The organism is Microbacterium flavescens (assembly GCF_018588945.1).
GTDB lineage: Bacteria > Actinomycetota > Actinomycetes > Actinomycetales > Microbacteriaceae > Microbacterium > Microbacterium flavescens.
In genome coordinates, this window is record NZ_JAFIWA010000001.1 from 317,416 (window position 1) to 337,559 (window position 20,144).

General features: G+C 70.2%; 21 protein-coding genes. 17 read left to right on the plus strand and 4 right to left on the minus strand.

Features of this window, described 5'->3' with window-relative positions:
• The first annotated feature begins 3 nt into the window (after positions 1-3).
• From JX005_RS01505 to JX005_RS01520, 4 genes are all read left to right on the plus strand, one after another.
• Positions 4-207 (plus strand): CDGSH iron-sulfur domain-containing protein, encoded by a 204-nt coding sequence (locus tag JX005_RS01505; protein WP_214466047.1) that lies wholly within the window; start codon positions 4-6, stop codon positions 205-207.
• A 151-nt stretch (positions 208-358) separates the two neighbouring features.
• Positions 359-1,255 (plus strand): SDR family oxidoreductase, encoded by an 897-nt coding sequence (locus tag JX005_RS01510; RefSeq protein ID WP_214465635.1) that lies wholly within the window; start codon positions 359-361, stop codon positions 1,253-1,255.
• Positions 1,252-1,776 carry a transglycosylase SLT domain-containing protein gene (locus tag JX005_RS01515; RefSeq protein WP_307858472.1) on the plus strand — a complete coding sequence of 175 codons (525 nt, stop codon included), beginning with the start codon at positions 1,252-1,254 and terminating at the stop codon, positions 1,774-1,776. The genes JX005_RS01510 and JX005_RS01515 overlap by 4 nt, the downstream gene beginning before the upstream one ends.
• Positions 1,777-1,781: 5 nt before the next feature.
• Positions 1,782-2,792: a cation diffusion facilitator family transporter gene (locus JX005_RS01520; RefSeq protein WP_214465636.1), complete on the plus strand. Its 1,011-nt coding sequence runs from the start codon at positions 1,782-1,784 to the stop codon at positions 2,790-2,792.
• On the opposite strand, the gene JX005_RS01525 is transcribed toward JX005_RS01520, so the two are convergent.
• The 3 genes from JX005_RS01525 to JX005_RS01535 form a co-directional block, all read right to left on the minus strand.
• Positions 2,770-3,948: an ROK family transcriptional regulator gene (locus JX005_RS01525; RefSeq protein ID WP_214466049.1), complete on the minus strand. Its 1,179-nt coding sequence runs from the start codon at positions 3,946-3,948 to the stop codon at positions 2,770-2,772. The genes JX005_RS01520 and JX005_RS01525 overlap by 23 nt on opposite strands.
• Before the next feature lie 124 nt (positions 3,949-4,072).
• A complete protein-coding gene (locus tag JX005_RS01530) occupies positions 4,073-5,104 on the minus strand; it encodes an ABC transporter permease (RefSeq protein WP_372447316.1) in 1,032 nt (343 codons plus the stop codon).
• 74 nt (positions 5,105-5,178) lie between these two features.
• A complete protein-coding gene (locus JX005_RS01535) occupies positions 5,179-6,654 on the minus strand; it encodes a sugar ABC transporter ATP-binding protein (RefSeq protein ID WP_214465638.1) in 1,476 nt (491 codons plus the stop codon).
• A gap of 314 nt (positions 6,655-6,968) precedes the next feature.
• On the opposite strand from JX005_RS01535, the gene JX005_RS01540 reads away from it, so the two are divergent.
• The 11 genes from JX005_RS01540 to JX005_RS01590 all read left to right on the plus strand — a co-directional run bounded on the left by JX005_RS01540 (position 6,969) and on the right by JX005_RS01590 (position 16,841).
• The gene (locus JX005_RS01540; RefSeq protein ID WP_214465639.1) at positions 6,969-8,009 is read left to right on the plus strand and encodes a substrate-binding domain-containing protein; all 1,041 of its coding nucleotides are present in this window, start codon (positions 6,969-6,971) and stop codon (positions 8,007-8,009) included.
• Between the two features lie 99 nt (positions 8,010-8,108).
• Positions 8,109-9,254 carry a Gfo/Idh/MocA family protein gene (locus tag JX005_RS01545; protein WP_214466050.1) on the plus strand — a complete coding sequence of 382 codons (1,146 nt, stop codon included), beginning with the start codon at positions 8,109-8,111 and terminating at the stop codon, positions 9,252-9,254.
• Between the two features lie 34 nt (positions 9,255-9,288).
• Complete coding sequence (locus tag JX005_RS01550; RefSeq protein ID WP_214465640.1) at positions 9,289-10,290, plus strand: sugar phosphate isomerase/epimerase family protein; 1,002 nt, start codon at positions 9,289-9,291, stop codon at positions 10,288-10,290.
• Between the two features lie 95 nt (positions 10,291-10,385).
• Complete coding sequence (locus JX005_RS01555) at positions 10,386-11,246, plus strand: DUF2510 domain-containing protein (protein ID WP_214465641.1); 861 nt, start codon at positions 10,386-10,388, stop codon at positions 11,244-11,246.
• Positions 11,243-12,046, plus strand: a complete 804-nt coding sequence (locus JX005_RS01560; protein ID WP_214466051.1) for a sulfite exporter TauE/SafE family protein — start codon at positions 11,243-11,245, stop codon at positions 12,044-12,046. Before JX005_RS01555 ends, JX005_RS01560 begins: the two co-directional genes overlap by 4 nt.
• 44 nt (positions 12,047-12,090) lie before the next feature.
• On the plus strand, positions 12,091-12,540 hold the full coding sequence (locus JX005_RS01565) for an FAS1-like dehydratase domain-containing protein (protein ID WP_214465642.1): 450 nt from the start codon (positions 12,091-12,093) through the stop codon (positions 12,538-12,540).
• Positions 12,541-12,545: 5 nt separating this feature from the next.
• Entirely contained in the window at positions 12,546-12,947 is a 402-nt protein-coding gene (locus tag JX005_RS01570) for a MaoC/PaaZ C-terminal domain-containing protein (RefSeq protein WP_246533470.1), read from the plus strand.
• On the plus strand, positions 12,944-14,080 hold the full coding sequence (locus JX005_RS01575) for a UDP-N-acetylmuramate dehydrogenase (protein WP_214465644.1): 1,137 nt from the start codon (positions 12,944-12,946) through the stop codon (positions 14,078-14,080). The genes JX005_RS01570 and JX005_RS01575 overlap by 4 nt, the downstream gene beginning before the upstream one ends.
• 83 nt (positions 14,081-14,163) lie before the next feature.
• The gene (locus tag JX005_RS01580; RefSeq protein WP_214465645.1) at positions 14,164-14,838 is read left to right on the plus strand and encodes a response regulator transcription factor; all 675 of its coding nucleotides are present in this window, start codon (positions 14,164-14,166) and stop codon (positions 14,836-14,838) included.
• Positions 14,831-16,156 (plus strand): sensor histidine kinase, encoded by a 1,326-nt coding sequence (locus tag JX005_RS01585; RefSeq protein WP_214465646.1) that lies wholly within the window; start codon positions 14,831-14,833, stop codon positions 16,154-16,156. The genes JX005_RS01580 and JX005_RS01585 overlap by 8 nt, the downstream gene beginning before the upstream one ends.
• 67 nt (positions 16,157-16,223) lie before the next feature.
• Positions 16,224-16,841 (plus strand): PepSY domain-containing protein, encoded by a 618-nt coding sequence (locus JX005_RS01590; RefSeq protein ID WP_214465647.1) that lies wholly within the window; start codon positions 16,224-16,226, stop codon positions 16,839-16,841.
• A 189-nt stretch (positions 16,842-17,030) separates the two neighbouring features.
• Here the strand turns inward: JX005_RS01590 and JX005_RS01595 are convergent, their stop codons facing one another.
• Positions 17,031-18,233, minus strand: coding sequence for a pyridoxal phosphate-dependent aminotransferase (locus JX005_RS01595; protein ID WP_214465648.1), 1,203 nt, complete (start codon positions 18,231-18,233; stop codon positions 17,031-17,033).
• A 153-nt stretch (positions 18,234-18,386) separates the two neighbouring features.
• Between JX005_RS01595 and JX005_RS01600 the strand changes: the two genes are divergently transcribed.
• Positions 18,387-19,268, plus strand: coding sequence for an ABC transporter ATP-binding protein (locus JX005_RS01600; RefSeq protein WP_214465649.1), 882 nt, complete (start codon positions 18,387-18,389; stop codon positions 19,266-19,268).
• Positions 19,265-20,128 (plus strand): ABC transporter permease, encoded by an 864-nt coding sequence (locus tag JX005_RS01605; RefSeq protein WP_214465650.1) that lies wholly within the window; start codon positions 19,265-19,267, stop codon positions 20,126-20,128. The genes JX005_RS01600 and JX005_RS01605 overlap by 4 nt, the downstream gene beginning before the upstream one ends.
• Positions 20,129-20,144: the final 16 nt, after the last annotated feature.

Consider the following 20,144-nt stretch of genomic DNA (forward strand, 5'->3'; position numbering starts at 1 on the left):
CAGATGCTCCCCAGCGTCACCGCCTGCCCGAACGGCCCGCTCCTGGTGCGGGGCGACGTCGAGATCCTCGGCGACGACGGACAGCCGCTGCGCAACCCCCGACGCACCGTCGCGCTCTGCCGCTGCGGCGCGTCGGCGATCAAGCCGTGGTGCGACGGCACGCACAAGCTGACGCGGTTCTCGACCGAGCCGCCGCCCGACAGCTGAGGACGGAGCGGGTGGCCTGGCCGCGGCACGAGAGCGGATGCCGCGGCCACGCCAGCCGCTCCGTCTCTCTCGCGCGAGTGGCCGCTCGTCAAGCCCCTATCCGCTCCTCCGGCGGCTTCATACCGTCGAAGTCATGGAGAGGAGCGACGGCATGACCGACACGAACACCGACACCCAGATCGACCCGCGCGACAAGCACCCTGAGGGAGGATTCCCCGGCCAGGAGCAGGAGCAGCCGGGCCTCACGGACGAGACGCGCCCCGAGCCCGACCACGGCGAGGACTCCTACGTCGGCGCCGGCCGCCTGCAGGGCCGCAAGGCGCTCATCACCGGCGGCGACTCCGGCATCGGCCGCGCCGTGGCGATCGCGTTCGCGCGCGAGGGCGCCGACGTCGCCATCGCCCATCTGCCGGAGGAGCAGGAGGACGCCGACTCGACGATCGCCCTCGTCAAGGACGCCGGCCGCACCGGCGCGGCGTTCGCCGGCGACATCCGCGAGGAAGACTTCGCGACGTCGATCGTGGACGACGCGGTCGAGGCGCTCGGCGGACTCGACATCGTCGTGCTGAACGCGGCGTACCAGAAGGACCGCGAGAGCATCGCGTCGCTCGAGACCGAGGAGTTCGACCGGGTCTTCCGCACGAACCTGTACGGCCTGCTGTTCACGGCACGGCAGGCCGTGCCTCGTCTGACGCCGGGCAGCTCCATCATCGTGACCTCCTCGGTGCAGGCGTTCAACCCGTCTCCGGGCCTGATCGACTACGCCATGACGAAGGCGGCGCAGGTCGCGTTCGTCAAGGCGCTCGCCGAGGAGCTCGGTGAGAAGGGCATTCGCGTCAATGCGGTCGCACCGGGCCCGATCTGGACCCCGCTGATCCCTGCGACGGGATGGGACGCCGAGCGCATCGCCACCTTCGGCACGGACACGCCGCTCGGCCGCCCCGGCCAGCCCGCTGAACTCGCCGGCGCGTACGTCTACCTGGCCTCCGAGGCTGCGTCGTACGTATCGGGCGCGGTGCTGCCGGTCACCGGAGGCAAGCCGCTGTGATCGACGCCGCCCGCCCCCGCCGGGCCGGTCGGGCTCCGATCGGCTCCACGGGGGCGGCGCGGACCATCCTCGCCTTCGCCCTGGCCGGGGGCCTTGCCGGGCTGACTGGCTGCGGGCTGAGCATCCCGGCCGACCCCGACGGCACACTGGACCGCATCACGGGCGGCGAGCTGCGCGTCGGCGCATCCCCCAGCGGCGACCTCGTCGTCGTGGACCGCGGCGAGGTGACAGGCCCGCTCGCCGATCTCATCGAAGGCTTCGCGCGCGAGCATGATGCGACCGTGCGGTGGGCCGTCGACAGCGAGGAGGACCTCGTCGCCGGCCTCGAATCCGGGAAGCTCGACCTCGCCATCGGCGGGATGACGGCGGCGACCCCGTGGTCGGACCGCGTGTCGGTGACCCGCGGCTACCCGGGGGTTCCCGAGTCGGGCGGCGCGGATACGGCCGTCCTGCTCCCGCTCGGCGAGAACGGGCTGCAGGCGGCCCTCGAGACCTACCTCGACGGCGAGGTGTCGAGGTGAAGTCGATGGGCCGCACTGACCTTCCGGCTGAGCAGCAGGAGGCGCTGCGCAAGGCGATCCGCTGGGAGTGGTTCACGATCGGCTACACCCTCGTCACGATCGTCCTCATCGCGTTCGTGGTGGGCGGCTCGCAGGCGATGAAGACGGCGTGGATCGAGGACATGCTGTCCCTCATCCCGCAGATCTCCTTCCTGGTGGCGCTGCTGGTCATCCGTCGGAAGCCCACCCGGAGGTACCCCTACGGTCTGCATCGGGCGATGGGGGTCGGCCACCTGGTCGCCGGTGTGGCCCTTCTGGCCGTGGGCGCCAATCTCGCCGTCGAGGCGGTCATGGGGCTGCTTCGGCAGGAGCATCCGGCGATCGGCACCATCCAGGTGTTCGGCCAGACGGTGTGGCTGGGCTGGTTCATGGTCGCCGTGATGAGCCTCGTCACGATCGGACCCTTCATCTACGGGCCCGCCAAGGCCAAGATCGCGCCGGTGCTGCACAACAAAGTGCTCTACACCGACGCCGACATGGCCAAGGCCGACTGGACCACCACAGTGGCCTCGATCGTCGGCGTTCTCGGCATCGGCATCGGCTGGTGGTGGCTCGACGGCGCTGCGGCGCTGTTCATCTCCATCGGCATCGTGCACGACGGCTGGCGCAACTCACGATCGGCGGTGCTCGACCTCATCGATCAGCGAGCGCGTACGCACGACGACGAGGAGCGGCACCCGCTCCACGGGCGCATCATCGCGGCGCTGGAGGCGCAGCCGTGGGTGCGGGAGGCGGGCGTGCGCATCCGCGACATGGGGCAGGTCTTCCACGTCGAGGCCTTCGTCGTGCCGCACCGCCGCAAGGTGTCGGTCGATCACCTCGAGGCCGCGCGGCGCGCGATCGCCGCCATCGACTGGAAGATGCAGGACGTCGTCGTCATCCCCGTGGATGAGGTGCCGGGCGAGGCATCGCGAGGGGACGCCGACGAGGCGAAGGTCGAGACCGCGCCGGCGGTCAGGCGGACACCAGAGACGTGAGCGTCTCGGGGGAGAGGGCGTGCTCGATCGCGAGCATGCTCGCCCCGAGCACGGCGGCATTGTGCGCCGCGGCGGACTGCACGATCGACAGGTGCTCGGTGGCGAGCGGGATCGATCGCGTGTAGACCACCTCGCGGACGCCGGCGATGAGGTGCTCGCCGACGCGCGCCATCGACCCGCCGATTGCGATGACCGACGGGTTGACGAGGCTGACGCAGGTCGTCAGCACCTCGCCGATGTCGCGCCCGGCCTGACGCACCGCCTGGATGGCGTCGATGTTGCCGCGCTTGACGAGGTCGACGACGTCGTTGCCGTTCTCGGCCGGGACGCCCTGGGCACGCAGGGCGCGTGCGATGGCGGGGCCAGACGCCAGGGCTTCGAGACAGCCCTGGTTGCCGCAGTGACAGGGCACTCCGGCTCCGCGTGCGACCCGCACGTGCCCGATGTCGCCGGCGATGCCCTGGGCGCCGCGCTGCAGAGCGCCGCCCGAGATGACGCCGGCGCCGATGCCCGTCGCGACCTTGACGAACATGAGGTGCTCGACGCCGGGGTACGCGGCGGCCCGTTCGCCGAGCGCCATGATGTTCACGTCGTTGTCGACGAGGACGGGCACGTCGAGGTGCTGCTGCACCCAGCCGGGCACGTCGAAGCGGTCCCACCCGGGCATGATGGGCGGATTCACCGGCTGCCCGGTGGAGTGCTCGACCGGTCCGGGGATGCCCATGCCGATGGCGGCGACGTCGTCGGTCGAGCGGCCGATGCGCTCGAGCAGCGCCACCGCGTTGTCGACCAGCCACGTCAGCACCGGCACCGGACCCAGGCTGACGTCGAGCGGCTCGCTGTGGTCGGCGACGATGCGGCCCGCCAGGTCGGTCACCGCGAGCGTCGCGTGCGAGGCGCCGATGTCGGCAGCGAGCACGAGCCGCGCACTCGGGTTCAGGGCGAACTGCGAGGGCGGGCGCCCACCGGTCGACACCGTCTCGGCGATCGGCGTGATGAGCCCCATCCGCATGAGTTCGTCCACGCGTGCCGCGATGGTCGATCGCGCGAGTCCGGTCGACTTGGCGAGCTCGGCGCGGGTGCGGGGCACGCCATCGCGCAGAAGCTGGAACAGCTGACTGACTCCGGACACATTCGGCGGCGGTTCGATGCCCATTTTTGCCACATTTCAGTTTATCGGCGGCCGAGAAGGCGCCGAAGTCCGATGAGTTCCGACGGGATGCCGCGGCCCGGTGCCGTGCGAACGTGCATTAGTGCACGAGACCGGGCGCGGCATCCGATCACGTGGCTCGTCCGGTGGGCTTCGCGAACCGCTGCTGAAGCAGCACGGCGACCACGATGATGACGCCCTTGACGACCGCCTGGATCGACGAGTTGAGGTTGTTCTGCACGAACACGTTGGTCAGCGTCGTGAAGATGAGCACACCGAAGACCGTGCCCGTGACCGTCCCACGGCCGCCGACGAGCAGGGTGCCACCGACGACGACCGCGGCGATTGCGTCGAGCTCGAGGAGCGTGCCGTGTGTCGAGGTGCCGGCGGTCGTGCGACCGAGGTACATGATCGCCGCGATGCCTGCGCACAGACCCGAGATGGCATACAGCCACATGGTGTGGCGCTTGACGTTGATGCCCGCCAGACGTGCCGCTTCGCGGTTGCCGCCGATGGCCACGGTGCGCCGTCCGAAGGTGGTGCGGTTGAGGATGACCCAGCCGAGGACCGCGACGATGGCGAAGATCCAAATGAGCATGTCGACGCCGATGAGATCGGCGTTGAGGAAGTTGATGAGCTCGCGGTCGCGGACCTGCAGGGTGCGCCGCTCGGCCAGCACCTCTGCGAGTCCGCGAGCCGCGATCAGCATCGCCAGCGTCGCCATGAACGCGACGACCCTGCCGTATGCGATCACGATGCCGTTGATCAGTCCGGCCGCGACGCCGACCAGAAGGGCCATCACGATCATGACGATCCAGTGGAGCTGATCGGCCAGGTCCTGGATGGCGGCGAGCGTCGCGACGACCGACGCGAGGCCGAGGACCGAGCCGACCGAAAGGTCGATGCCGCCCGCAGTGATCACGAGTGTCATGCCGATCGCGACAACGCCCAGGATCGACGCCTGGCGCAGGATCGTGAGCGTATTGCTCACAGTCAAGAAGGTGTCGGGCGCGGTGACAGCACCGACGATGACGAGAAGCAGCAGCGCGACGACGAGGCCGAGGTTGCGGCCCACTGAGCCGGACAAGAACCGGCGAGGGCCGGACTTCGGCGTCGTATCGAGCGGGCCGGCGGGCGGCGGAGCCTCGCTCGAGCTGGGCACGGCCTCGGTGCCGAGCGGTCGCGCCTGCGCGCCGGACGTGCGGGACGGAGCCCCATGGGGACCTGTGGACTCGCTCACGCGGCGGTTCCTTTCATGACGAGATCGAGCACACCGTGCTCGTCGATCTGGGAGGCGGGAAGGGTTTCGAGCACGTGGCCGTCCGCGACGACGAGCACGGTGTCGGCCAGGCCGAGCACCTCCTCGATCTCGCTCGACACCACGACGATCGCGTTCCCCGCGGCAGCGAGGTCGCGGATGAGCGAGTAGATCTCGGCTCGCGCGCCGACATCCACTCCGCGCGTGGGCTCGTCGAGCAGCAGGACGCGCGTGCCGTGGAGAAGCCACCGCGCCAGCAGGATCTTCTGCTGGTTGCCGCCCGACAGTGTGATCGTCGGGCGGTCGGGGTCGGCCGGGCGCAGCTCGAGTGAGTCGATCTGCTCGCGCGTCGCAGCGCGCGCGCCGCGCTCGTCGAGGAAGCCCGCCTTCGCGAAGCGCTTGAGGGATGCGAGGGTGACGTTGAAGTAGATGGGCTCGTCGAGCACGAGGCCCTGGCTCTTGCGCTCCTCGGGTGAGAGGCCGACCCCGGCGCGTACGGCGTGCACCACCGAGCCGCGCGGCAGCTTCCTGCCGCCGACCTTGACCGTGCCCGCGGTGGCGCGGCGTGCGCCGTAGACGGTCTCGAGGATCTCGGAGCGGCCGGAGCCGACGAGGCCGGCCAGGCCGACGATCTCGCCCGCTCGGACGGTGAACGACACGTCTGAGAATGCACCGGCCAGTCCGAGTCCCTCGACCTCGAGCGCAGTCGGCGCATCTGCGGGCACCGGTACGGCGGGCGGGAAGACGTTGGCGATCTCCCGGCCGGTCATCAGGCGGATGAGCTCGGCGGTGGGCGTTTCGGAGACCGGCAGCCCGACCGCGGTGGTGCGACCGTCTTTCAGCACGGTGATGCGGTCCCCGATCTGGCGGATCTCCTCCAGCCGGTGCGTGATGTAGACCACGGCGATGCCCTCGGAGGTCAGCTCCCTCACGACGTGGAAGAGGTTCTTCACCTCTTCGGTGTCGAGCACCGCGGACGGCTCGTCCATGATGATCAGCTTGATCTCATGGGACAGTGCGCGGGCCATGCTCACGATCTGCTTGTTCGCGGCGCTGAGGGTGCCCACCTCGGTGTGGGGCGAGAGCCCGGGATGCCCCAGCCTGCGCAGCAGCTCGCGAGTCTGCTTCGCGGCCTCGGACCGCCTGGTGAAGCCGCCGCGCGCGAGCTCGTGCCCGAGGAAGATGTTCTCGGCGATCGTGAGGCCGTCGACGACGTCGAGCTCCTGGTACATCGTCGCGATGCCCAGTTCGATCGCTGACTCCGGATTCGGGATCTCGACGGACTCGCCGAGCCACGAGATCTCTCCCTCATCCGGCCGATGCACGCCCGCGAGAACCTTGATGAGCGTCGACTTGCCCGCGCCGTTCTGGCCGAGGATGCAGTGGACCTCGCCGGGGAGGACCTCGAGATCGACGCCGCGCAGCGCGTGGACTCCCGCGAAGGACTTCGTCACGCCTTGGACGGCGAGTAATGCCGATTCATGGTCAACTTTGATCACCTGGTGAACATAACACGTTCGGCCCTCGGGCGACGAGCACAATTTCGTCGACGGCCGGGTCGAGGCAAGTGCGCCTCCTGGGCGCGGTCCCGCCAGCTTCCGCAGGTTAGAGGAGATTCAGGGACTTCTGACGGACAGAAAACAAAAGATGACAAAGCCAGGTGCACTTCTGCTACGGTGAACCTCGTCGGCGTGGACTCCTCGAGTGCGGGCAGCTCCCCCTCAGAACCACGCTGGTCCTAGCTGCATCACATTCAAGGAGGAAACACATGCGCTCACACCTGAAGGCGCGTACGCGACTCGTGCTCACCGGCACCGCCGTCGTCGCAGCCATCGGTCTTCTCGCAGGCTGCACCGGGGGCGGGGCCGATGAGGACACCGTCGTCGACCAGGGCACCACCACCGAGGAGAACGCCGAGTCGGGCGACACCGTCGTCATCGGCTTCTCGGGCCCAGCGGCCGACCACGGCTGGCTCGGCGCCATCAACTCCGGCGCACAGGCCGCGGCCGACAGCTTCGACGACGTCGAGCTGCGCGTGGCCGAGGGCACCAACGACCCGATCGCGCAGATCGCGGCGGTCGAGACCTTCGTCAATGACGGTGTCGACGCCATCGTGCTGCTGCCGACCGACGGCGCCGCGCTCACCGAGGCCGCCATCGCGGCCATGGAAGCCGGTATCCCGGTCATCAACGTCGACCGCGAGTTCTCGAGCCCGTTCGCCGCGCGCGCCACCATCCTCGGCGACAACTACGGCATGGGCGTCAGCGCCGGCACGTACATCTGCGAGCAGCTCGGTGGCGAGGGCTTCGTCGCCGAGATCGCCGGCATCGACTCGCTGCCGCTGACCCAGGACCGCTCGCGCGGCTTCGCCGACGCGCTCGAGGACTGCGGCCTGCAGGTCGACGCTCGTGTCGCGGCCGACTTCACCGTGGCCGGCGGTGAGGCCGTGACCTCGCAGCTGCTCGCGGCCAACCCGCAGATCGACGCGATCTGGAACCACGACGACGACCAGGGCATCGGCGTCCTCGCGGCGATCGACGCCGCGGGCCGCGACGAGTTCTTCATGATGGGCGGTGCAGGAAGCCGCTCGGCGATGGAGGCCATCGAGGCCGACGACACGGTGCTCAAGGCGACGGTCATCTACCCGTCGACGCAGGCAGCCGACGGTGTCGCGCTGGCTCGCCTCATCGCGCAGCAGAAGACGCTCAGCGACATCATCACCCCCAGCGTCCCGAACCGCATCGTGCTCGACGCGCCCGTCGTCACGAAGGACAACGTCGACCAGTTCATCGACCTCTCCTTCGAGTAAGCAGACGACCGATCCGCGGGGCGCCCGCCGAACAGCGGGCGCCCCGCGCCTCACCTCCCGAGAGAGGACACCGCGTTGACCGAGACGCTTAACGTCGCCATGATCGGCCACGGCTTCATGGGCGCCGCACACTCGCAGGGATGGCGCGTCGCCCCCCGCTTCTTCGATCTTCCGCTCCAGCCCGAGATGACCGTCGTCGTCGGACGCAACGCGGCCACGGTCGAGGCATCCGCCCGCAAATGGGGCTGGGCAGAGACCGCGACCGACTGGCGAGAGGTCATCGCCCGCGACGACATCGACGTGGTCGACATCGTCACCCCGGGCAACACCCACGCCGAGATCGCGATCGCGGCACTGGAGGCCGGCAAGCACGTCCTCTGCGAGAAGCCCCTCGCCAACACCGTCGCCGAAGCCGTCGAGATGGCGCGAGCCGCGACGGCTGCCGCCGAGCGGGGCGTCCGCTCGATGGTGGGCTTCACCTACCGGCGCGTGCCGGCGACGACGTTCGCGCGCGATCTCGTCGCCGCGGGGCGCATCGGCGAAATCCGCCAGGTGCGCGCCGAGTACCTGCAGGACTGGCTGATGGATCCGGAGGCCCCGCTGACCTGGCGGATGGACAAGAGCCTCGCGGGGTCCGGCGCCCTCGGCGACATCGGGGCGCACGCCATCGACCTCACCGAGTACATCACGGGCCAGCGCGTCACGTCGGTGTCGGGGATCATCGAGACGCTCGTTCCGGAGCGTCCTCTCCTCGGCGAGGGCATCGGCCTGTCGGGAACGGCATCCGCCGAGCGCGGCCGCGTCACCGTCGACGACATCGCCCTGTTCACCGGCCGGCTCGAGTCGGGCGCTCTGGCCTCGTTCGAGGCGACCCGCTTCCGCACCGGGCGCAAGAACGCGCTGCGCATCGAGATCTCCGGGTCGAAGGGCGCGATCGCCTTCGACCTCGAGCGCCTCAACGAGCTCGAGTTCTACGACGCGACACTGCCCGAGACGGGGCTCGGATTCCAGCGCATCCTGGTCACGGAGCACGACCACCCGTACCTCGCCCCTTGGTGGCCGACCGGCCATATGCTCGGCTACGAGCACGGCTTCTCGCACCAGGTGTACGACTTCGTCACCGCGATCGGCGAAGGAACGCAGCCGCGTCCCTCGTTCGACGACGGACTGCACGTCCAGCGAGTGCTCGACGCGGTCGAGCGCAGCTCGTCGGCCGGCAGCGCCTGGGTGCGCGCCGACGACTGAACCACGTCCACACTCACACACCGGAGGAACCGCAATGTCGCGACCGATCACCTTGTTCACGGGTCAGTGGGCCGACCTCCCCTTCGAGGAGGTCGCACGCCTGGCCGGCGAGTGGGGCTATGACGGCCTCGAGATCGCCTGCTGGGGCGATCACCTCGACCCGTGGCGCTGGGACGACGACGAATACGTCCAGTCACGGCTCGACATCCTCGAGCGCAACGGGCTGAAGGTCTGGGCGATCTCGAACCACCTCAAGGGCCAGGCCGTCTGCGACGACCCGATCGACCAGCGCCACCGCGACATCCTGTCCGACCGGGTGTGGGGCGACGGCGACCCCGAGGGCGTGCGCCAGCGCGCCGCAGAGGAGATGAAGAACACCGCCCGCATCGCCGCGAAGCTCGGGGTGAAGACCGTCGTCGGATTCACGGGGTCGTCCATCTGGAAGTACGTCGCGATGTTCCCGCCGGTGTCGCAGGAGGCCGTCGACGCGGGCTACCAGGACTTCGCCGACCGGTGGAACCCGATCCTCGACGTCTTCGACGAGGTGGGCGTGCGGTTCGCGCACGAGGTGCACCCCTCCGAGATCGCGTACGACTACTGGACGACGGTACGCACCCTCGAGGCCATCGGCCATCGTGAGGCGTTCGGACTCAACTGGGACCCGTCGCACTTCATCTGGCAGCAGCTGAACCCGGTGGACTTCATCCTCGAGTTCAGCGACCGGATCTACCACGTCGACTGCAAGGACGTGAAGCTCAACCTCGGCAACGGCCGCAACGGCCGGCTCGGCTCGCACCTCGCGTGGGCCGACCTGCGCCGCGGCTGGGACTTCGTCTCGACTGGCCGGGGCGACGTGCCCTGGGAGGCAGCGTTCCGGGCGCTCAACAGCATCGGCTACGACGGCCCGATCTCCGTCGAGTGGGAGGACGCCGGCATGGACCGGCTCCTCGGCGCTCCCGAGGCACTCGAGTTCGTCAAGCACAACGCGTTCGCCGCTCCGGAGGCCGCTTTCGACGCGGCGTTCAGCAGCCGCTGACGCGGCGATGAGGGGTGGGATGCCTCGGCCCGAGGCATCCCACCCCTCTCTGTTCCTCCGGGGCGGTGGAGAGCCCCGCGGGATAGGGTTTGAGCATGGCGACGACACCCCCCGGCTGGTACGACGACGGACGCGGTGCGCTGCGCTGGTGGGACGGGGTGCAGTGGACCGAGCACGTCGCCGCGCCGGATCCGGAGAGCGAAGACGGCGAGGTCGCGCCGACCGAGGCGGAGATCGTCGCGGCGACCGAGGCCCAGGCCGAGGCCGAGCGGGTCTCCGCTGAAGTCGACGCCGCGACGGCGCTGGGCTTCGGCGTCCCGCCGGTCGGGACGGCCCCCGAGTACCCGGCTGCCGCCACGCCGCAGTCGGGCGGACCGGGCGCCTACCCCGACGCGTACCCGGGGGTCGAGGGCCAGGGCGGCGCGTTCACGGCGGCGACCGAGCCCCGCAAGTCGAACCTCTGGATCCTGTGGGTCGTACTCGGCGTTCTCATGCTCGGGATCGTCATCGCCGCGGCGATCGTGATCCCGCTGATCTTCCTGAACGCCGTCAGCAGCTCGTCGCAGTCGGTGGCCCCGTCGGGTGCGGATGAGGAAGCCGCCGTGGCGGCGGTCGAGCTGTATGACGACGCCTGGCAGAACGTCGACTGCGACGCCTATGTCGCGTCGACGACGGACGAGTTCCGGCAGGTCTCGCAGCTCCCGGACTGCGACGCCTTCGGCGAGACGGCATCGGAGTTCGCCGTCGGCGTCGAGGACTACGTGGTCTCCGTGAAAGCCATCGAGCCCGCCGGCGACGCGATGCTGGTCACGACGACCGAGACGTTCGATGCCCTCCTCGACGAAGGGGGCAGTCCGCTGGACGAGCCTGAGGCACGCAAGATCGAGTACGAGTACACGGTCGTCCAGGCCGACGGCGGCTGGGTCATCGACGATCTCGACGACCTCGCCGACTGAGCGTGGCCGATAGCGCCACCCCGCGCGCGAGGGACGCGCGCTTCGTCCTCACCTGCATCGGCATCGGCCTGCTCGCCGGCCTCCTGTCGGGTCTGTTCGGCGTCGGCGGGGGGACGGTCATCGTGCCGCTGCTCGTGCTCGTGCTCGGCTTCGACCAGCGCCTGGCGGCGGGCACGTCGCTCGCCGCGATCGTTCCGACTGCGACCGTCGGCGTGATCTCCTACGCCGTGCACGACTCCGTCGCCTGGATCCCGGCGCTGCTGCTCGCGGCCGGAGCGGTGGTCGGCGCCCAGGTCGGGACGTGGCTGCTGCCGCGGCTGTCCCAGACGCTCCTGCGGTGGATCTTCGTCGGGTTCCTCGTCTTCGTGATCGTGAGCCTCTTCATCGTGGTGCCCTCGCGCGATGCGGAACTCGAGCTCACGCTGCTGTCGGGTGCCGGGCTCGTCGCGCTGGGCGTCGTGACCGGCATCACCGCCGGACTGATCGGCGTGGGCGGCGGCATCATCGTGGTTCCCGCGCTCATGCTGCTGTTCGGCACCAGTGATCTGGTCGCGAAGGGCACGTCGCTGCTGATGATGATCCCGACCGCCGTCTCGGGCACGATCGGCAACGTGCGGCGTCGCAACGTCGACCTGGTCTCCGCGGCGCTCATCGGCGGCGCAGCCTGCACCACGACCGCCCTGGGTGCCTGGATCGCGACGATCGTCGACCCGCTCGTCGGGAACATCCTCTTCGCGGCGTTCCTCGTCGTGATCGCCGTGCAGATGGCGCTGCGCGCGCTGCGCGGCCGGGGGCGTTGAGGTCGCCCGCCGGGAGTCCGCAACCCGCTCGGTAGGATGGCCTGGTGCCAGTGAACCCCGAGATCGTCGGCAGGGAATTCCCCCCGACGGCCCCCTACCTCGTCGGCCGCGAGAAGGTGCGCGAGTTCGCCCGCGCCGTCTTCGCCACCGACCCGCAGCACACCGACCCCGAAGCGGCGCAGGCGCTCGGATACCCGGATGTCGTGGCGCCGCCGACCTTCGCGATGGTCGTTCAAGACCTCACGCTGCAGCAGCTGCTCGCCGAGCCCGACTCGGGCATCGTCCTGCAGAACGTGCTGCACGCCGAGCAGCGCTTCCGCTACACCCGGCACATCGTCGCCGGCGACGAGCTGACTGCGCGCCTGTCGGTCACGGGCATCCGCACCCTCGGCGGCAACGCCATGGTCACGAGCGACGCGGAGATCACGGATGCCGAGGGCGGCCACGTCGTCACGGCGACGTCCGTGCTGCTCGTCGGGGAGGGCGACAAGTGAGCGCGCTGCAGATCGCCGTCGGAGACATCGTCGCCGAGCGCACGGTCCATCTGACCCGGGAGTCGCTCGTGCGCTATGCCGGGGCATCCGGCGACTTCAATCCCATCCACTACCGCGACGACGTGGCCGCATCCGTCGGGCTGCCCGGAGTGCTGGCTCACGGCATGCTCACGATGGGCCTCGCGGTCGAGACGATCGTGCCGTGGCTGGGCGACGCCGGTCGCATCGTCGAGTACGGCGTGCGTTTCACGCGGCCCGTGGTCGTCGACGCCGAGGCCGGCGCCGACGTGACCATCGTCGCGAATGCCGCCGTCGTCGACGACGAGGGTGCGCGCATCGACCTCACCGTGACGTCCGGCGGCTCGACCGTGCTGGGCAAGGCGCAGGTGCGCGTCCGCACGGCATGACCGAGGTCACTCCCGTCCCGCTCGCCGAGCTGACGACGCTGCGCACCGGCGGCGCGCCGGCGCGGATGTTCGAAGCGTCGACCACCGACGAGCTCGTGTCGGTCCTGCGCGAGGTGTGGGCGGGCGACGACCCGTGGTTCGTTCTCGGCGGCGGCTCCAACCTGTTCGTCGGCGACGAGCCCCTCGACGGCACCGTCGTGCGCATCCTCACGCAGGGCATCGAGCGGAGGCCCTCGCCCCGTGCGGGATACACCCGTCTGCGCGTGCAGGCCGGACACGATTGGGACGCGCTCGTCGCCCATGCGGTGGCCGAAGGCTTCGCCGGAATCGAGGCGATGTCGGGCATCCCCGGCACCGTCGGCGCAGCCCCGGTGCAGAACATCGGGGCGTACGGGCAGGAGATCGTCCAGACGCTGGTGGAGGTCGACCTGATCGACGAGTCCACGGGTGAGGTCTCGACGGTGCCGGCATCCGAACTCGGACTCGGCTTCCGCACCTCGGTGCTCAAGCACCACTACGGTTCGGCGCCCGCGCGGCGTGCCGTGATCCTGTCGGTGACGCTGGAACTGGCCGAGGTCGGCCACGACGAGCGGCCGATCGCCGGCGAGCAGCTCCGCACGGCGCTGGGTCTCGCGCCCGATGACGCGGTGTCCGTCGCGTGGGTGCGCGACCACGTCCTGACCACCCGCGCCCGCAAGGGCATGGTGCTCGACGACCACGATCCCGACACCTACAGCGCCGGATCCTTCTTCCAGAACGCGATCGTGTCGGCCTCCTTCGCTCGCACGCTCCCTTCGGAGTGCCCGCGGTGGCCCGTCGCGCCCGACCTCGACCCGGTGCTCGTCATCCCGCTCGCGGCGTTCGACGGCTACGTGCCCCCGCCTGCGGCGGCGGAATCCGACGTCAAGGTGAGCGCGGCCTGGCTCATCGAGCACAGCGGCCTGCGCAAGGGCTTTAAGCTGCCGCGCTCGCGCGCGGCGCTGTCGAGCAAGCACGCCCTCGCGATCACCAATCGCGGGGGAGCAAAGGCAGCCGAGCTCGCCGAGCTCGCGCGGTACATCCAGGGGCGCGTGCAGGCCGAGTTCGGCCTGGTGCTCCAGCCCGAGCCGGTTCTCATCGGGGTCGAGCTCTAGCGCTTCGCCGGAACACTCGGACCCGGCGTCTTCGCCGGGGTCGCTTCAGGCCGGATTCAGGTCGGATGGGCCACGATGGACCCATGCGCGTGCTGGTGGTCGACGACGAGGTGCGTCTGGCCGACGGCCTGCGACGCGGACTCGAGGCCGAGGGATTCTCGGTGGACGTCGCGCACAACGGCGTGGACGGGCTGTGGCTCGCGCGCGAGAACGAGTACGCGGTGATCCTGCTCGACGTCATGCTGCCGGGGATGAGCGGATACTCCGTGTGCCGGGCGCTGCGCGACGAGGAGAACTGGACGCCGGTCATCATGCTCACGGCCAAGGACGGCGTGTGGGACCAGGTGGAAGGGCTCGACACCGGCGCCGACGACTACCTCACCAAGCCCTTCTCGTTCGCGGTGCTGCTCGCCCGGCTGCGCGCGCTGACGCGCCGCGGCTCGACGCCGCGCCCAGTGGCGCTCGCCGTCGGCGACCTGGTGCTCGACCCCGTCTCGCGCGACGTGTCGCGCGGTGGCACCCGGATCGACCTCACCGCGCGCGAGTTCGCCGTGCTCGCGTTCCTCATGCGACGCGCGGGCGAGGTCGTGTCGAAGGCGCAGATCATCGAGGCGGTGTGGGACTTCTCGTTCGACGGCGATCCGAACATCGTCGAGGTGTACATCGGGCATCTGCGTGCCAAGGTGGACCGCCCTTTCGGACGCGCGTCCATCCGCACCGTGCGCGGGGCGGGCTACAGGATCGGCGACGATGACTGAGCCCAGACGCCGGCTCGGCATCCGGGCACGGATCACCTCCGTGGCCGTCGCCGTCGTGGCGATCGCGCTCATCGCCGGTGCTGTGGGCTTCTGGTTGACCCTGCGCGGCTCCCTCCTCGGGCAGCTGGAGGTCGCCGCACGCCAGGACGCGACCGCCTGGGCCGAGCAGGTGGACGATGCCGGCGTGGAGTCGCTCCCCGACGTCGACGACGACCGCTTCTGGCAGGTGATCGACCGTGACACCGGCGGCGTGATCGCGGCGAGCGACATCGCCGAGGATCTCGGTCCGCTCGCCGACCGCGAAGGGGCCGCCCCGGGTGCGATCGACATCCCGGGTGAGGGCGTCTTCGTCATCTCCGCGGACGCGGAGGGCGGCGACTGGGTCGTCGTCGCCGGTCGCAGCACCGCGGATTCCGACGCGACGCTCGCGTCGGTGGCGACGCTTCTCGCGGTGTCGGTCCCGCTCATCATTCTGGTGGTGGGCTTCACGACATGGATCGCGGTCGGCCGTGCGCTCGCCCCCGTCGACCGGCTCCGTGCCCAGGTCGACGCGGTGACGGCCAGCGACCTCTCGCGTCGAGTCGACGATCCGCACACGACCGACGAGGTCGGCCGGCTGGCCCGGACCATGAACGGCATGCTGGCCCGGCTCGAGACCGCGCAGCGGAGCCAGCGGCGATTCATCTCGGATGCCTCGCACGAGCTCAAGTCGCCGCTCGCGGTGCTGCGTCAGTACGCCGAGGTGGCGCTCGCCCATCCCGAGCGGGTCTCGCCGCGGCTGCTCGCCGACACGGTGCTCGGCGAGGGTGCGAGGCTGGAGCGGCTCGTGCAGGGCATGCTGGTGCTCGCGAAGGCCGACGAGAACGCGCTCGTGCTCGACGCGGTCGAGGTCGACCTCGACGACGTCCTCTTCGCGGAGGCGCAGCGCGTGCGCGCCACCACCGCCGTCGAGGTGGACGGGTCGGGCATCCGACCGGTCCGTGCGCGCGCCGACGCCGGGCTCGTGGCCCAGGCGGTCCGCAACCTCGTCGACAACGCCGTCCGTCACGCCTCGGGTCGCGTCGCGCTGTCGACGGCGCAAGCCGACGGGATGGCGGTCGTCGTGGTCGAGGACGACGGCCCCGGCGTGCCGCCCGACCAGCGGGAGCGCGTCTGGGAGCGGTTCGTGCGGCTCGACGAAGCGCGGTCGCGGGATGCCGGCGGCAGCGGGCTCGGGCTCGCGATCGTCGCTGAGATCGCGCGGGCGCACGGGGGGAGCGTGCGACTGGACGACGCCGCACTCGGCGGCGCGCGGTTCACGCTGAGCCTGCCGGAGTGATCTTCGCGGGCTTCAGGCTGGCTTCAGCATCGATTCGCGAGAGTGGAGTCCTACCCAGGAGGACACCATGCGAAAGAGTGCCATCATCATCACGTCCGCGGCGGTCGTCGCGTCGCTGGCCGGCGGGGCAGCGGCGTTCGCAGCGAACACGACGCCCCAGGCGCCGCTCGCCTCCACCGTGGCGGCGAACCCCAGCGAGACCCCTTCGGTCGCCCCGACGCCCGGCTCCGGCGCCCTCGGCGTCGCGTCGGGGAACCCCACCGACCTCGACGCGGCCATCGCGGCCGCACTCGAGGAGGTCGGCCCGGGAACGGTCGTCGAAGCGGACATCGACGATGACCGCGACCACGCGTACGAGATCGACATCCGGCTGGACGCCGGCGGCTTCGCCGAGGTCTACGTCGACGCCGACCTCAAGGTCGTGGCGGTCAACCCCGACGACGCGGACGGCTCATCCGATGACGCGTCGGACGACGGCTCGTCCGACGACGATGCGGTGACGGATGAGGCGACCCGGCAGAAGGCCGCCGATGCCGCCCTCGCGCACGTCGGAACCGGAACCGTCACCAGCGTCGAGTTCAGCGACGACGCGGACCACGTCTACGAGGTCGAGATCGACCTCGGCAACGGCGACGATGCCGACGTCGAACTCGACGCGGACTTCGCCGTCGTGAAGGTCGACTGACTCTCCCCAGAGAATCCCCCCAGAACCGCCCGCCGCCTCCCCATGCGGCGGGCGGTTCCATGTTGCGGGCGCTCACTGGCGGGCGGCGAGTTGCCGGTCTTGGTGGGGACAACGGGTGCAGATCCGCCACCAGTGGCAACTCGTCGGGTTGCGGCGCGGAACCGCGCCGCAACAGCGGGGTGAGTCGGTCTACGAGGCGAAGAGCTGCTGCAGGCGCTGGACACCCTCGAGCAGGGCATCGTCGCCGAGCGCGTACGACAGGCGCAGGTATCCACTCGGACCGAACGCCTCGCCCGGCACCACCGCGACCTCGGCCTCTTCGAGCATCAGGTCGGCGAGCTCGAGCGTGGTCGTGGGGGTCTTGCCCCGCCACTCGCGGCCGAGCAGCCCGCGCACATCGGGGTAGGCGTAGAACGCACCGAGGGGATTGGGCACCGTGACGCCCTCGATCTTCGACAGCTCGGAGACGATCGTGCGGCGCCGGCGGTCGAACGCGAGCCGCATCTGCTCGGCTTCGCTCTGCGGGCCGGACAGCGCAGCGAGCGCCGCGCGCTGGGCGATGTTGTTGACGTTGCTGCACAGGTGGGACTGCAGGTTCGCGGCCACCTTGATCGCGTCCTTCGGTCCGACCATCCACCCGAGCCGCCAGCCGGTCATGGCGTAGGTCTTCGCCACGCCGTTCACGAGGATCGTCTGGGCCGCGGCATCCGGAACCGCCTCCACGATCGAGACGGCGCGCACGCCCTCGTAGACGAGGTTCTGGTAGATCTCATCGGAGATGATCCAGATGCCGTGCTCGACGGCCCACTCGCCGATCGCGCGCGTCTCTTCGGAGGTGTAGACCGCGCCCGTGGGGTTGGACGGCGACACGAAGACGAGCGCCGTCGTCTTGTCGGTGCGCGCCGCCTCGAGCTGGTCGACGGTGACCTTGTAGTCCTGCTCCGCCGGCGCGAAGACCTCGACCGGAACGCCGTCGGCGAGGGCGATCGCCTCGGGGTAGGTCGTCCAGTACGGCGCGGGCAGCAGCACCTCGTCGCCCGGGTTCACCACGGCCTGGAACGCCTGGTAGACCGCCTGCTTGCCGCCATTGGTGACGATGATCTGCGACGCGTCGACCTCCAGGCCGGAGTCCCGCAGCGTCTTGGCCGCGATCGCCTCGCGCAGCACCGGGAGTCCGGCGGCGGGCGTGTAGCGGAAGTTCGCCGGGTCGCGCAGCGACTCGGCGGCGGCGTCCACGATGAACTGCGGCGTCGCGAAGTCCGGTTCGCCCGCCGCGTACGAGATCACGGGGCGGCCGGCGGCCTGAAGCGCCTTCGCCTTGGCATCGACCTTGAGGGTCGCGGACTCGGCGATGGCGGAGAGCTTGCGGGAGAGCGGGGCGCGGTCTGTCACGCCTACGAGCGTAGTGCGAGAGGGGCCCGTGCACTGTCCGGAATCCGTAGGCCGCGCGACAGTCCGTGGCCGGTGAGCATCCACCGAATGGGGGATGCCTCCTCCTGCGGATGACCGCTGGGGAAGACTCGCCGCCGCCGAGAGGCTGGGAGCATGAGAACTCCAGCGGTGCAGGTGCGGAACCTGCGGAAGAGCTACGACGGCCGTACGGTCGTCGACGACGTGAGCTTCGACATCGCGCGCGGCGAGACGTTCGCCCTCCTCGGACCCAACGGCGCCGGAAAGTCGACGACCGTCGAGATCCTCGAGGGATACCGTCGCCGCGACGACGGCGAGGTGAGCGTGCTCGGGGTCGACCCGGCGCACGGCGGCCTCGAGTGGAAGGCGCGACTCGGGATCGTGCTGCAGACCTGCGGCCAGAGCGGGCTGCTCACGGTTCGCGAGCAGCTGCGGCAGTATGCCGGCTTCTACCCCGACGCACGCGACGTGGACGAGGTCATCGCGGCCGTCGGTCTCGAGGCCCAGGCGAAGCTGCGCACCTCGAAGCTGTCCGGTGGACAGCAGCGTCGGGTCGACGTCGCGATGGGCATCATCGGCCGGCCGGAGCTGCTGTTCCTCGACGAGCCCACGACGGGCTTCGATCCCGAGGCGCGACGGGAGTTCTGGGAGCTGATCAGGGGGCTCAAGGCGGAGGGGACGACGATTCTTCTCACGACCCACTACCTCGACGAGGCGGCGCAGCTCGCCGACCGGGTGGCGGTCATCGCCGACGGCCGGCTCCAGGCGGTCGGACCCGTCGAGACGTTCGGCGGCTTGGAGGCACGCGTGCCGCTGGTCCGGTGGTACGAGGACGGCGCGCCGCGCGAGGAGCGCGCGGCCGCACCCCTCGCGTTCGTCAGCGAGCTCAGCACGAGGCTGGGCGGCGAGCCGGAGCGACTCGAGATCGTGCGGCCGAGTCTCGAGGACATCTATCTGGAACTCGTCGCGAGCGCCTCGGCCCTCGCGGCCGAGCAGGCGAAGGAGACGGTGCGATGAGCACGACGGCGATGACCACGACGGCGACGAGCACAAGGACGGTCCGGGTGCCCGGAAGGATGGCGACCGGTCTGTGGCGCGCGCGGTTCGAGGTGAAGCAGTACTTCCGCTCGGGCGACACCCTGTTCTTCACCTTCCTGTTCCCGGTCTTCATGCTGGGGCTGTTCAGCGTCGCCTTCGGCGCCGACGGAGATGTGCAGATGGCGCCCGGTGTGCCGGCGCTGCCCATGGCGCAGCTCTACCTGCCGGGGATGATGGCGGCCGGGCTCCTGCTGTCGGGCTTCCAGAACCTCGCGATCGACATCGCCCTGGAGCGGGCGGACGGCACCCTCAAGCGTCTCGGCGGGTCGCCCCTGTCGCCGGTGAGCTACTTCCTCGGAAAGATCGCCCAGGTGCTGGTCACAGGCGTCCTTCAGGCGGCGCTGCTGCTCGCGGTGGCAGGGATCGCCCTCGGCGTGCCGCTGCCCACCGAGCCGTCGCAGTGGCTCACGTTCGCGTGGGTGTTCGTGTTCGGCATCGCCACGTCGGCGCTGCTCGGGATCGCCCTGTCGTCCTTGCCGCGCACGGCGAAGAGCGCGACGGCGGTCGTGATTCCGGTCGGACTCGTCCTGCAGTTCATCTCCGGCGTCTACCTCATGTTCTGGCAGCTGCCGGAGTGGCTGCAGAACGTCGCGTCGCTGTTCCCGCTCAAGTGGATGGCGCAGGGGATGCGCGCCGTGTTCCTCCCCGAGGAGTATGCGGCGCTGGAGCAGGGCGGTGAGTGGAACCTGGCCGGGGTGGCCGCGGCGCTGGGGATCTGGCTCGTCCTGGGGCTGATCCTGTCGCTCGTCACCTTCCGGTGGATCCGCCGCAGCGCGTAGCCTCACGGGAGGACGG